Here is a 13,225-nt window from a genome sequence, read left to right on the forward strand (position 1 = left end):
GGGCGATCCAGTTCGGATGTTAGTTCAAGATCGGCATTTGGACCAGCGGCTGAGCGCCCGGCGGAGCTGGCTGGGGTTGCGCAGCCGGGCGCTCGGGGAACAGAACCGCCGGGGCTGGCGGCCGATACCCCAACGACGAATGTGGCCGCACTTCATTGTAATGACGCCGCCAGCTTTCGATGATGATCCGCGCTTCCTTGAGCGAGTAGAAGATCTCGCCGTTTAGCAGTTCGTCACGAAGCTTCGAGTTGAAGCTCTCGCAAGAGCCATTCTCCCATGGACTGCCTGGCTCGATGTAAGCGGTCCTGGCGCCGACAGCGGTTATCCAATCCTGCACGGCCTTGGCGATGAACTCGGGGCCATAGCACCTGCGGAAGGGTGATGGGGCGACCGCCGAGCCAGCGGCGCGCGCTGCTATTAAGCAGCAAGCGCGCGCCGCTCGAGGCGGCCATGGCCGGGCGATGCGTCTCTAGAATGACGGTGTTTGAATCCTCATTCCGGAGAGTCCGGCCATGACCAACATGCAGCCTATCCCGAACGACCCCGTGCTGGTAGCGATCGACGTCGCCAAAGCGCGCAACGAAGTCCTCATTGAGGCGGCCAATCATCAGCGTCGACGGCGATTGACGGTGCTGAACAATCGGACTGAGCATGATCGATTCGTCGGGACACTGGCTGGCTATATTCGCCCTGTGATCTGCGCCTTTGAGGCGACCGGCAACTATCATCGACCTTTGGCTTGGCGGCTGATCGAAGCCGGTTTTGAGGCGCGCCTCGTGTCATCGATGGCGCTGGCGCGAACGCGCGAAGCGCTGCACAACGGCTGGGACAAGAACGATCCGAAAGACGCGCAGGTGATTTTGCACATGCTGCGGATCGGCGCGACCCAGCGCTATTACGATCCGCTGGTCGCCGGAATCAACGACGTCCAGGAACTGTCCAAGACCCATGAGGCGATCTCGAGGGCCAAGACCGAGATCCAGCATCGGATTCTCACGCATTACCTGCCACTGTATTTTCCCGAGATCGACCGCTTCAGGGGAAACAGCCGCAGCGACTGGTTTTTCGCCTTTCTCGAACAGTTTCCCACACCGGCGAGCATTACCACTCTGAGCAAGGAAGCATTCGTCGAGGCGGCGTGGTCGGTTGTTGGCCGGAAGGTATCAAAGGAGCGACTGCTGACAGATATCTACGAAACGGCGAAGGCCTCCATCGGGCTGCCTCTAGCGCCAGATGCGCCGGCGATACGCATGTTCCGCATGGTCATCGCAGAGGCTCGCAGCTTGATACGACAACGCGGCGAGATCGAAGTGATGGCCGGCGAGCTCCTTGGCGACAGCGCGGATTTTCGGCTCCTTCGCCGTATCCCAGGCATCGGGCCGATCAATGCGCTAACCATCCTCGCCGAGACCGGCGATCTGCGTCGGTTCAGCCATCACCGTCAGTTCCTGAAGTTCTGCGGGCTTGATCTCGCCACGATGCAATCCGGCGTGTTCCGTAGCCAAACGAAGCTGTCGAAGTATGGCAATGGGCGCCTGAGGCGAACGCTTTGGCTCGCAGGACAGGTCGCGATCCGTCAACGCGACAACAGCTTTAGGGACAAGTTCGAGCGCTACATCGCTCGGGACCGAGACAATCCCGATCTCAAGCGCAAGGCGCTCACAGCGATTACCGCCAAGATGGCGCGCGTCGTCCACGCTGTCATCAAAAGTGGTTCAGACTACCGGCCTTTCATCGAAGGGCCGGCGCCAGGCGGGAGAACCTCTCTCAGCAGGAGCCGTGAGGGCGCTTCGGCGACCCTGTAGATAATGCTCGGGTCTTCCACCTGGATCGGTATCTCGTGTTGAGGACGGTAACCGAATGCATGATCCGTCGTTCAGCCACAGTCGCTTTCGCTTGGGCTGCTTTGCTGGGACCTTCAGCCCCTCCCGCCGCCAGATCCGCTCGACGCGCTTGAGGTTCACCGCCCAGCCGGCGTCGTGCAGCAACGCCGTGATGCGCCGATAGCCATATCGCCCATATTGGAGGGCGAGCGCGATGATGTCGGCGGTCAGAGCCGCTTCGTCATCTGACGTCCTGGCGATCTTACGTTGCGTCGAACGATGTTGGCCGAGCACGCGCCAGGCGAAGCGTTCAGACACGCCGAACGCCTCCCTTGCGCGCTCAACGCAGGCGCGACGGCGGGCGGGGCTTAAAAGTTTCCCGACGCAGCCTCCTTCAGGATCAGCTTCTCAAGCGTCAGATCAGACACCGCCTTGCGAAGCCGGGCGTTCTCCTGCTCGAGATCCTTCAGCCGCTTGACCTGGTCGCTCTTCAGCCCGCCATATTCCTGGCGCCAGCGGTAATACGTCACTTCCGTAACGCCTATCGATCGAATGGCTTCCGCAACCGAATGCCCTTGCGTCGTCAGCACGTCGACCTGACGAAGCTTCGCGACAATCTCCTCGGGCTTGTGCCGTTTCCTGCCCATCTCAAATCCTCCTCATAGGCTCAAAAGCCATACTTCACGGAGGATCACTTTTCAGGGGGCGGACCACCTCACTTTTCGTGCTCCGGAAGCGCCAACATCGGCATCATACGCGCGCGCAGCAGCTCGGTGCTCGCGCGGCCATACATGGCGCGCTTGAGCGTTTTTAATCGATTGATTTGTCCCTCAGTTTGACCATTGCTCCAAGGTTCCGCCACCGCATTTCGGACCGCTTGAATATCGCCGCGTAACCTACATGCGAAGCGTTGCATGGCGTAAATTCCTGATCGCTGAGCGTCGTCAAGCCATTTGTCGAGTCGCTTCATATCTTTGCAATGAAGAACGCCCCGAAATCGCATCGCGAGCGCGCGCATGGCGACAAAATCTGGTGAAGCTTTCTTCAGGGCTATGACCTTAGCGGCTTGCCGCGCCGTCAGCATTCCACGTGGCTTTATGCAAAGCGCGGCGCCAATGATCGGCGAAATGGCCCAACCCGTTTCGGGATCGATCGCGCGAAGTGGAAGCGCCGTCGTAGTCACAGGGGAAACGTTCGGCGAGGGCGCGCTGGTTGGTGCAAGCGCTGTACGCTCCATGCCTCGCCACTTTCCCAAGAGGCGCTCCATGTTGGAACGGCTGCCCCAATAGCCACGTTGCTGAATCTCCTCGAAGAGTTGTCGGCCACCCCTGCATCCTTTCGCCCAACGGTCCGCGAGATAATCCCGAAAATAGCGCGGCGATGTTGGCGTTGGAGTGCGCTCGCGGCGTTCAGGCATTTCGCTTGCATGCACCCACTTCCTGACGGTGCGCGAGTTAACGCCCATTTCCAGAGCGATACGGCGAATGTTCTTTCCTTCAGCCTTCAGAAGCTGAACCTTTTCAAACATCGCCTGTCGCGAACGGTGGTATGCAAGTCGCTTAAGATACCTGTCCTCAGCGATCACTTGCCGCCCCGGTGTGCTGCAAGAAATCAAGCCAGAATCTTCACCTTCAGTTCTCGGCGAGGAGGGACGCGCCAGGCCTCTATCGGAACGACTTAGCTGGTGCTCGATCCTCTCGCGCAAATTCTGCAGTAGATGGAACCGACCGCCACCTGACGCGCTTGTGGCGCGCCGTGGCGTATTCCCTGCGCATAAAGTCCGCAACGGTCCCGGCTGACGACTTCTACATTTGGATGCTGGCGCAGCCAGTCCGCCGTTTCTTCCGTCGAACGTCCGGGCAAGACATCGACAACTTCGCGTCGCTCCAGATCCACCATCACGGTTCCGTAACTCTCTCCCTTCCGCCGGCGCCAATCGTCGACGCCCAACACACGAACATCGTTGATCCTGCGGGTCGCGCCCCGCTTCAACTGCCGCAGGAGGGTGTCGTCGCTCGCCGGCATGCCGAGGCGGTTTATCAGCCGCTCGCCTGGCTTGCCGCCGGCGCCATGTGCAAATAGCTGAAGAAGGCGACCAACGCGTAACGTCCGGCGCGCATGTCGGGCGGCGACGCCGGGAAGTTGATCGGAGAATGTTTTTCGTGCGCACACCCTGTTCAGACAACGCCATCGCGTCATCAGGACTTTCAATGCGACAACCGCGCCCTGAGCCGGCAGATCCTGTAAACAGCGCGAATATCGACTGTGTCGCCGTCGTGATCGCGCCCCGCATCCGGGACAGAAGCCGATCTCTCGCGCGGCGGCCGAAATTACCCAACGATCGCCATCGCGCTCCACGGCCATAGCTCTGACGCCTGGCCCGAGCGTCCATGTCGATTTTGCTTTCATGCGGCTCAATACCGACAGCGAAGTCACCAACCGGTAAAAAGCACGAAAAATGAGGCAGACCCAATTAAATGGATATTCCGAGGCATGATGGCTACGGTTAAATCATTGATTTTCCTGAAAACGTATTGTCACGCCAAAATGGCTCCCGACAGCTAGATTTCCCCATGGACGGCTTTCCTTAGATGGTGCTGCGATAGCGGCCATCTTGGCACGATGATGCCGCTCGGGGCGCCGTCCACCCCATCATCGCAGAATCTTCCCAAAATCCTACTCTAAGCCGCATCGAGTAGCTCAGAGCGGGGGTTTCTGAGGGGCCGGAAGGCAACTCCGAGGGGTTCGGCGGGCCAAACGTAATCGCCGTTGAAGGCGATATGCTCCCAGCCGAGCGGCGCGACACGGGCGAGAAGCTCGTCAGCCAGGTCTTCGCCACGGGTGCGCAAAGCGTTGACGGCGCGTCCGATATAGACAGTGTTCCAGAGAATGATCGCGGCGACCGCGAGATTGAGGCCGGAAGCCCTGTAGCGCTGGTTTTCGAAAGTCCGGTCGCGGATTTCGTCAAGGCGGTGAAAGAACACGGCCCGCTTGAGAGCGTGATGCGCTTCGCCTTTGTTGAGGCCGGCATTGGCGCGGCGGCGCAAGGCAGGGTCGCTGATCCAGTCGAGCGCGAACAGCGTGCGCTCCATGCGGCCGATTTCCCGCAGCGCCTTGGCGAGCGCGTTCTGCCGCGGATAGGCCGAGAGCCGGCGCATGAGCGCGGAAGGCGCGACAGTTCCGGCCTTGATCGACGCGCCCGCGCGCAGGATTTCATCCCAATTGTCGCCGATGACGCGCATATCGACCACGCCGCCGATCATGGATTTAAGCGCCTTATATTCCGCTCTGGGATCGAGGACATAAAGCCTTCGATCGGCAAGATCGCGGATGCGCGGCGCGAAGCGGTAGCCCAACAGGCCACACAGTGCGAACACATGATCGATCGCGCCGGCGGTGTCGGTGTAATGCTCGCGAATGTCGAGCGAACTTTCATGATGCATCAGGCCGTCGAGCACATGCGCGGCATCGACGACGTCTCGCGTCGCTTTCCATCCAGTTGCCTTTAACAGTTCGTGATGAAATTGGTCTCGGCGTTCAGTCTCTTGCCAACGCGGATCGTTTGAATCGTCGACCAGACCAGCCATGTCGTTATAGTAAGGTTGATCGACCGGTCGATCAATCTCAATTGAAACCGAAAATGTGCCGATATAGTCTCAATTGAAACCGAAATCGGACTGAGACTGGTTTTTTTAAGCCCCTGTTTTTCAAAAGATCGTGAGTCTCATCTTGAAACCGAAATCGACACTATTATAAGCCGCGCTTTGCGCCGGCGATCTGCGCGGCGGGCGGCGGCGATCAGCGCCATGCCGACGCGCCCGAATTGACCCCGACCGAGATTTTGGCGGTGACCGCGATAGCCTATCTGCAACCCGGTACCCGCGCCGAACTTTCGCGGCTCGCCGGGAAAGAGATCAGCCGCGACGTCATTGGCGCGCTCAAGCGCCATGGCCTGATCGATGACACCTTGCGCGCGCCGGAGTCAGGCGCACCATTCGCCTATGTGACGACCAAGAAGGTTCTCGAGGTCTTCGGCCTCGCGACGCTGCGCGATCTCCCCGACATCAAGCAGCTCGAAGACGAATGACTCTTGGAGAGGAGGCAACCGGGTGCCGGTCCCGACGCCATTCCTTTCGCGAAGATTTTGCGGAGAGCGACGCCGGGGAGCATTGGGAATAACCGACGACAGAATTCTCGCGAGGCGACGCCCGTTTGTCGCGGTCTCCTGATACTCCTTACCCCATCCAGTCGTTGTTAAGAAATTCGTCGGAGGGTCGATGCCGCAGAAGAAGATGTGGGCGGCGCGAGGCTGCGGCCGCGCCGTCAAGGGCAAACTGCTCGATCTAGACAGTGTGGTATATGTGGGCGAGACGGTCTTGCCGAGCTCTCTGGAGGCGGTCCCGAAAATTCGGGTGGCCGGGGGCCACTGTTGGCGAAGGTGACGACCATTGCCGCGAGATTGCGTGCGGCTACAAGCATGGTCGCCAGTCAGTTGGATCGAATGGAATGCTTCGAAATTCCGCCAAGGAGCCTCCTGTAGTGCCTTGCTGCCCGGTCACTGGCGTTTCCGCGGTTCGTCTCGTCCAAATGGTGCCAGCGCGCCTCCTCCGTCGCCTATGGAAAATAGAGTTCGGCGCGGAAGTTCGGCCGAGCTTCGGCGAGGTGAGCCAGTTCGGGCTGTGGGAATCGCCGACGGGATTGCTGTTCTTTGACCCGCCTGTCGAAGGCGATCACGTCTTTTATGAAGGGTTCTATTCGAGGCTCAAAAAACTCGGCCTCTACTCCAACCATTTCGTTCGGCCCGAGTTCAATCTCGCTGCGCGCCATGTGCCGCGCGGCGCGCGAGTGCTCGATGTCGGATGCGGCTTAGGCAATTTCCGCCATTGTGTGACTCACGCCGACTACACTGGGCTGGATCCGCATTTCGCCGAGGACGGCGACGACCCTTCGATCCACAATGAGACTCTCGGCGAACATCTCGTCGTCAACGCCGCAACCTATGACGCCGTCTGCGCATTTCAGGTTCTCGAACATATCAGCGCGCCTGCGTCGCTATTCGGCGAAATGCTGCGCGCCGCCAAACCAGGCGGTCTGGTCTTCATCGGCGTGCCGCATGTTCCGTCGGCCTTAACTCGGATACCGAATTTTCTGATGAACGCCCCGCCACATCACCTCAGCTGGTGGACAATTGGCGCGCTGGAGGAAATGACGAAACGCGCCGGCGCGATTGTCGAAAGCATCGAAAGGGTTCCTTGGGGCGAAGACGACGCGCTGCTTTACTGGATCAGCCGGTGCAGTCCGATCAAATGCGACGGCCCGTACTATCGCGAAGCGTGGTCTTGGCATGCCTCGGCCGCAGTCGGCCTGCTCGGCGGCCTGGCCGCCCGGCTAGCGCTGGGTCTTCCGTCGCGCGAGGACGAAGGCACTGGACTGCTGCTGGTGGCCCGCCGAGCGAACTAGCATTCGTCGTGGTCTTTGTGTTCGCTCCCGCCTAATTTGCCTTGGCGCCGCGGATCGACGGCTAGGCGCCATGGTTGCTGGCGTACGAAGCGCCCGCGCGTACGATCGGCCCTCGCCTGCCAACAATGCAGCGATCGAAACCGACGGACGCGTGGCGCAATTTTTGAGTCCGCGCCAAAAAGATCGGCCACCGTCAACGACTCAGCGTTCGGCGAGGAAAGCCCCTCGATCAGCCGCTTGCGCCAATTCGCGTGGAAGCCGGCTTGTCCCAGTATGGCATCCGGATCCTTGAGCAATGCTTCCCCGAATTCCGGCTCGCATAACGCGCGTCCCGCAATCTCCGCAAAAAGCTCATTTTGCTCTGCTCTATCGACGGGTGCGTCTGCCATTTTCAGCTCCCCTTATCGCCAATCCCAAAGTTTGCTGGTCCAGATTTCGGTTCAACGAGTTTGGCGCAAGCTTCGTTCCAACTCGCACAATCGCATTGCTCTTTAGAGATTTCGCAGCGCGCCCGCCTCTACGGCTTACGGAAAATAACGAAGACCTCCGTCTCGTCGCCAAGCCAATACCCGAAAAACAAATAAAATCCTGTGAGTGGGTTCAACCACAATCGCGCGCTATTCAGCGGCCGCTCAAAAAGCACATCGAGCGTCCCATCGAAACATCCCATGTAGTAATGCAAAAATTTCAAAGAAAGCATAGGCATATTCATGTATCCGGTCAGATAGGTGCGCTCGATCTTCAGGCCGATGTTTCGACCTGCTTCCTGAAGCGCCGGCAGAGCGAGTATATGGCGATGATACGGTTGATGCAGGGAATGAACATATTTTTCCGCTTCATCGAGATCGATCGCGGCGGCGTTTGGCGTGCCGATAGCGACCAGACCGCCGGGACGACACAGAGCCTCCAAGCGCGCAATCGTGGTAATGGGATCTTCGACGTGTTCAATCACGTCCTGAGAGATTACTAAATCGTAGCGTTCCTCGAGCGGCGCTGGATCGCTAAAGCGCGGCGAGTATGCGTCATAGCCGACCGCGCGGTAACCCTTCTCTCGAAGATATTGTGTGAGCGAGCCCCCGCCGCAGCCAAAATCGAGCACAGTTTGCCCTTGCTTCAGACCCGCTTGGGAGAGCCGCTGGGTCAGTCGGCGATAGGCCAGACTTAGCACCCAATCGAGCTTCATTTTGTGAAAGGGATAGGCTCGATATGCACTCTCAAGGTCTACTTGATCGCCAGCGTGGATTGAGCGGCACGACGGACAGCGCCACACCCGAAACTGGGCGTTTCCCAACGACCTAACATTCGCCGGCGCCAGAGCCGTTTCAATGCCGGTGTCAGAAATCGAAGAAGCTTCACAAACGCGGCAGACTTCAAGGATGCTCATCATTGCCTCTCTTCCAGATTTGCATTCGCTAGCTACCAGTCGCTCTCGGCGGCAGAGCGTTCGAATTGGGCGCTCGACAAGCTGCTTCGCTGAAGTTGGGTCGGACGCCTATTTTCTTCACTACTGTCCGGTTAAGCGAACGACGCAGCTGGAATAAGCCTTCATGGCTAATACGTTAGGCCTGATTTGGTTTGGTGTCGATTTGAACTGGCCTCGGTGATTTTGCGCTAGTTTTCCCTATTTTCCTGATCGGGGAGCCCTGCCGTGAACTATGGCCGGACGCTGTTTTCGCAAGTCATGGACTTCGTGCCGTGGACGAGTTTCGAGCGAATCGTCACACGTCATCGCGGTGATGTTCGCGTCCGCAGCCTTCGTCGCGGCGAACAATTTCGCATCATGGCGTTCGCGCAGAGAGCTATTCGCCGCCGCCTTTCTCGCATTAGAGGGGTCTGCGTCACTTTAAGTGCTTTGCGTTGCCAAAGCGGAACTTGGCGCCTCAATAGCGCATGACGAAGAAAGCGAATTTAGCCTTTGGGCCCGGAGTTGTCGTGCGCGGCGTTGTATTTCGAGAGAACCGGTGGATCGAATCGGCGGACGGAGCCGGGGCGCGGTCATGCCCCGAGTGCGGAGGAGCGTCAGCATCGCGTCATAGTTGGCACCTCCGGCGCTTGCAGGATCTTCCAATCCAGGGCGTCCCTGTCGTTCTCGAGTTGCGCCTGGGACGTTGGCGGTGTTTGGACGACGGGTGCGCGCGAAAGACTTTCGTCGAAAGACTGACGACGGCTTTTCCCTTTGCGCGAAAAACGCAGCGTGTTACCGACCTCGTGAGATTGTTCGGCCACGCCGCTGGCGGCAGGACAAGCGAAAAATTGCTGGCGCGCTTGGCGATGCCAATCAGCGACAATGCGATTCTGCGGCAGCTCAAACGTCATGCATCCGAACGTCGCGATGGCGCTCCTCTGCGCGCCATCGCGATTGATGATTGGAGTTGGCGCAAAGGTTTTAACTACGGAACGATCATTGTCGATCTTGAACGTCGGATCGTTGCAGATGTGCTGGAAACCCGCTCCGCCAAAGAGACTGCGGATTGGGTCAAGCGCCATCCTGAAATCGAAGTCGTCAGCCGCGACCGCTGCGGTCTTTACGCACAGGGCGTTCGGCAGGGAGCGCCGCAAGCTCGACAAGTCGCTGATCGCTTTCATTTGTTGCAGAACTTGCGCGAAAGCATTGAGCGACACATGACCCGCATCAGTCGTTTTGCCGGGCGTCCCCAACTCCCGCCGACCACCGGAGATCGTCACGCGGCGCGGCGCGGCGAATGCGGCCACGCGCGTCAAGCTTTATTTGACCGGGTCAGTTCGCTGCGTGCCTCGGGCAAGACTTTTGTCGACATCGCTGCGCAGATCGGCGTCGACCACAGGACCGTCGCGAAATGGATCAAGACAGGTTTCCCGCTACACCGTCGGCGCTTGGCGTTGAAGCCGACTTCCCCGCTGTATTTCCAAGAGTTCCTTTCCCGCCGATGGGCCGAGGGCGATCGGGTAGGCCGGCGTTTGTTTCATGACCTTCGACATCGGGGCTACACGGGAAGCTTCTCAAATCTGGAGCGCCTTTTGTCGACATGGCGCGCCGGCAGCAGGGAAAAGAAGCAGTCAGAACAGCAGTATAGAAAGTTCATTGAGATCCCGGCAGTCGATCCAGCGACCGGCTGGCAAATCTCTCCGGGTCATTGCCGCTTCTCTCTGCATGAAGCCGACGCGGCGACTCACGCCCGCCGAGAACGCTAAGGTCGTCGTTTTGAAGCAGGCCTCCCCCAGCTTCGTCATCCTGCGCCAACTCGCGATGCGCTTTCGCAGCATTCTGCGCGGGGATGATCCGGACAAGCTCAACAATTGGCTTCATGACGCAAAGCATTCCGGTGTGCGTTCAATGCAGCAGTTTGCGCGAACATTGAGCCGAGATCTCGACGCCGTCAGGAACGCCATCGTAGAACATTGGAGCAGCGGCCAGGCCGAGGGACAAATCAATCGCCTGACACTTAAGCGCGCCATGTATGGCCGCGCAGGCATTGAGCTGCTGCGCGCGCGAATGCTTCCATTCGAAACGGCTATGTGCACGTAAAGTGACGCAGACCCATTTCTGATGTGTCGTGACACGAATTCTCACACCTGCACGGCAAGGATGACGTTCGTGTGAGCGCCAAGGTCACGGGGCGTCGGGCCGCGGCCCGGGTTTGATGCACGGCTACGCTGCGCCTATCACGGCAGCGATCTCGGCGCTTATGCAGCCAGCTCGCATTTCTGACACGCTTGCCGAGCGTTCAGGCAACTCAGCCTATGGATTAATTTCAATCCGCCAGTTTCTTTAGGCAATCGCCAGCAGCCTCGGCGGTCTTCCTTGCAGTTAGAGGGCTTAATCTGCCGGAGCTTACCCTACTTAGGGTGATTGCCGTGACCACCGCCTCATTGTCAGCTCCCCGCCGCATTTTCCCGACTGCTGCCGCGTAGATAGCTTTGGAGTCAGGTGAAAGATCCGCTGCACATGCGTTCGCCCTTTTTCGGTCGGCGTAAGCTGGCGAAGCAAGAAGAGCGGCAACGATCCCGACTTTTAGTGCCCTCATGTGTATTGCCTTCGACGACGTGCGTTGTTTGTTGAATCGGAATGTCTCGACATCGAGATAGTCTCACATTCAAAGGGATTGGATCAAGGTCACTGAGTGGCAGGAAAGGTCTCAACCCTGCTGAGCACTATGCTTTCGCCATACGTGGTCGCTTCTCGCAGCATCTGTCCTACTGGACTGTCGTTGGTGTTTAAAGCGCCTCCCCCCCTTCGCGTCGGCGGCACGGCCGCCGCCCTCGAGCCACGCCTTCAGTCGGGGCTCCAGACGTTCGGCGGAGAGCTTTTCGTAGAGGGCCTGGTTCTCGGCCGAGAGCGCGTCGCGCCATTGCCCGCGGCGCGCCATCCTGAAAAACGCGTTGGCGTCGCGCCATTCGCCCAGATGCGCGCCCGGCGCGGCCTCGTCGCCGATCGCCTTCATGGACTCGAAGCGGCCGGCGGCGACGAGGGACGGCCATTTCACCTCGTCGATGGAGATTCCGAGGAAAGCGCTCAGCCGACGCATCTCGGCGTCGAGATCGTCGCTCAAATCAGCGTAGTGCAGGAAGGCGATATTACCCAACCTGCGGAACTTCCAGAAGCTGCGCATATAGTAGAACACCGAGCCCCACGGAAAACCATCCTCCATCCAGGGCATCTCGGGCGTCGTCATCCAGACGGGGAACAACACGTTGGGATCCTTTGGGAACGGCAGGCTCTCGCCCGGGACGCCCAGCCGACCCATGATCTCCGCAACGGTCTCGACGGAAAAATTGTCGAGATGGTCCATCATCGACAGGAACGCGTCGCGCGGATCGCGGCCGCAGACGACGTAGGATACGCGCGCATCGAAAGGCAGGCCGTCGAGCGGCGTGTGGGTCTTGATGACGCGGCGGAAAGGCTGCGCGTCAAGGTCGGCCACGACCTCCTCGATCGGCTGCGCCAGGCGGTCGAGCCAGCGTGAAAGGCGCGTCAGCGGCTGCGGCAGCGTCGCGTTCTGATGCACGAGGAGCGCGCATAGCATCTGCGTCCAGGTCGTGCCACACTTGGGCGGTGTGCAGACGATGATGTCGCCCGCGCGTAGCATGAAGCTGTTCCAGCGCGCGCTGTCATAGACGACTCCGGAGTAGGTGTGGATGCGCTCCGGCGCGCTCATCTTGACATCCCCCGCGTGGCGATGACATCAGAGAAAACTTGCCCGGTCAACCAAGCAAAAAATGTTCCGGGCGTCACGGCGATTGGGAGCCAGCCCGTGCGATGGTCGGCGGCTGTTGCGCTTTCTCTTGAAGGCACGCTTCAGGAATGGATCGCCTCTCAGCGCGTACTAGGTTGACGCCGACCGATCTGATCACGGAATCGCGATTTCGCTTTGTCAAATTTCTACATCAAGGAAAATCGCCGACAACTCAAAAAAATTATCACATTTGCTCGGTTTGCGAGGCAAAATTCAAAAAAAATTGCGAGCGCGATGCAACGAATTTCGGAATGAGACGTTGACAGATAGCGGTTGCTGCAGTGCACCTAACTATTAAGCGCGATGCACATAATTTGGCCAGGGCGCGGTGGCGATTTCTCTTGGAGGGACATTGATGGAAGCCATCAATGCGGTCACGCTCAATACATGCTTTGACTCGGATGAATCCCTTCGTGGGCGCCGTCCGGAAGAGTTCGGCGTAATTGTCTTAAATCGGCAATTCGCGGCCGCCGAAGATCAATCTCTCGATCACGAAGTGAATGTATCGCGCGCTAAAGCGCGTTCGGCGCTGCAACTGGCGCAGCGTGAGCGGGATATAACCAAGGCGACGAGAGACCGCATCCAGGAAGCCGTAGACCGCGCCAACAATTTTTCTGCTGCGATCCAGAGAAGGCTTTCCAGATTCGCCAATCTTGACAAGCGGATCGCTGAAGAGTGCGCGGCATCGATACTGCGTTCGACAGGACAAGAGGCGGGCCGCGCGCTCGA

Annotated in this window: 6 protein-coding genes and 6 pseudogenes; 6 read left to right on the plus strand and 6 right to left on the minus strand. The window is 59.0% G+C overall.

Annotated features, from left to right (window positions below; translation table 11 throughout):
* Window positions 1-19: 19 nt before the first annotated feature.
* A pseudogene (locus IYY11_RS03170) lies at window positions 20-367 on the minus strand (integrase core domain-containing protein); the annotation flags it as partial.
* A gap of 145 nt (window positions 368-512) precedes the next feature.
* Here IYY11_RS03170 and IYY11_RS03175 point away from each other — a divergent pair.
* Window positions 513-1,805 carry an IS110 family transposase gene (locus IYY11_RS03175; RefSeq protein ID WP_196402670.1) on the plus strand — a complete coding sequence of 431 codons (1,293 nt, stop codon included), beginning with the start codon at window positions 513-515 and terminating at the stop codon, window positions 1,803-1,805.
* 48 nt (window positions 1,806-1,853) lie between these two features.
* On the opposite strand, the pseudogene IYY11_RS03180 reads toward IYY11_RS03175, so the two are convergent.
* From IYY11_RS03180 to IYY11_RS03190, 3 pseudogenes are all read right to left on the minus strand, one after another.
* A pseudogene (locus tag IYY11_RS03180) lies at window positions 1,854-2,470 on the minus strand (IS3 family transposase); the annotation flags it as partial.
* Window positions 2,471-2,538: 68 nt separating this feature from the next.
* Window positions 2,539-4,187: pseudogene (locus IYY11_RS03185) on the minus strand (ISL3 family transposase).
* Window positions 4,188-4,504: 317 nt separating this feature from the next.
* Window positions 4,505-5,299: pseudogene (locus IYY11_RS03190) on the minus strand (Tn3 family transposase); the annotation flags it as partial.
* 347 nt (window positions 5,300-5,646) lie between these two features.
* Between IYY11_RS03190 and IYY11_RS03195 the strand changes: the two are divergent.
* Complete coding sequence (locus IYY11_RS03195; RefSeq protein ID WP_210331216.1) at window positions 5,647-5,910, plus strand: SMC-Scp complex subunit ScpB; 264 nt, start codon at window positions 5,647-5,649, stop codon at window positions 5,908-5,910.
* A gap of 419 nt (window positions 5,911-6,329) precedes the next feature.
* Window positions 6,330-7,283 carry a class I SAM-dependent methyltransferase gene (locus IYY11_RS03200; protein WP_196402671.1) on the plus strand — a complete coding sequence of 318 codons (954 nt, stop codon included), beginning with the start codon at window positions 6,330-6,332 and terminating at the stop codon, window positions 7,281-7,283.
* Window positions 7,284-7,800: 517 nt separating this feature from the next.
* On the opposite strand, the gene IYY11_RS03205 is transcribed toward IYY11_RS03200, so the two are convergent.
* A complete protein-coding gene (locus IYY11_RS03205) occupies window positions 7,801-8,670 on the minus strand; it encodes a bifunctional 2-polyprenyl-6-hydroxyphenol methylase/3-demethylubiquinol 3-O-methyltransferase UbiG (protein ID WP_196402672.1) in 870 nt (289 codons plus the stop codon).
* Window positions 8,671-8,931: 261 nt separating this feature from the next.
* Here IYY11_RS03205 and IYY11_RS23200 point away from each other — a divergent pair.
* A pseudogene (locus IYY11_RS23200) lies at window positions 8,932-9,135 on the plus strand (DUF4372 domain-containing protein); the annotation flags it as partial.
* Between the two features lie 113 nt (window positions 9,136-9,248).
* Window positions 9,249-10,788, plus strand: a pseudogene (locus IYY11_RS03215) (ISL3 family transposase).
* A 610-nt stretch (window positions 10,789-11,398) separates the two neighbouring features.
* Here the strand turns inward: IYY11_RS03215 and IYY11_RS03220 are convergent.
* Window positions 11,399-12,418: a sulfotransferase domain-containing protein gene (locus IYY11_RS03220; RefSeq protein WP_196402674.1), complete on the minus strand. Its 1,020-nt coding sequence runs from the start codon at window positions 12,416-12,418 to the stop codon at window positions 11,399-11,401.
* A 433-nt stretch (window positions 12,419-12,851) separates the two neighbouring features.
* Between IYY11_RS03220 and IYY11_RS03225 the strand changes: the two genes are divergently transcribed.
* Window positions 12,852-13,225 (plus strand): hypothetical protein (locus IYY11_RS03225; protein WP_196402675.1); only part of this gene is annotated, 374 nt, incomplete at its 3' end.

Source organism: Methylocystis sp. H62 (genome assembly GCF_015709515.1).
Lineage (GTDB): Bacteria > Pseudomonadota > Alphaproteobacteria > Rhizobiales > Beijerinckiaceae > Methylocystis.

Bases quoted from the DNA above. Each gene is read 5' to 3' on its own strand.
- IYY11_RS03205 (WP_196402672.1), bottom strand. From the start codon at position 8,670: ATGATGAGCATCCTTGAAGTCTGCCGCGTTTGTGAAGCTTCTTCGATT.
- IYY11_RS03175 (WP_196402670.1), top strand. From the start codon at position 513: ATGACCAACATGCAGCCTATCCCGAACGACCCCGTGCTGGTAGCGATC.
- IYY11_RS03220 (WP_196402674.1), bottom strand. From the start codon at position 12,418: ATGAGCGCGCCGGAGCGCATCCACACCTACTCCGGAGTCGTCTATGAC.
- IYY11_RS03200 (WP_196402671.1), top strand. From the start codon at position 6,330: ATGCTTCGAAATTCCGCCAAGGAGCCTCCTGTAGTGCCTTGCTGCCCG.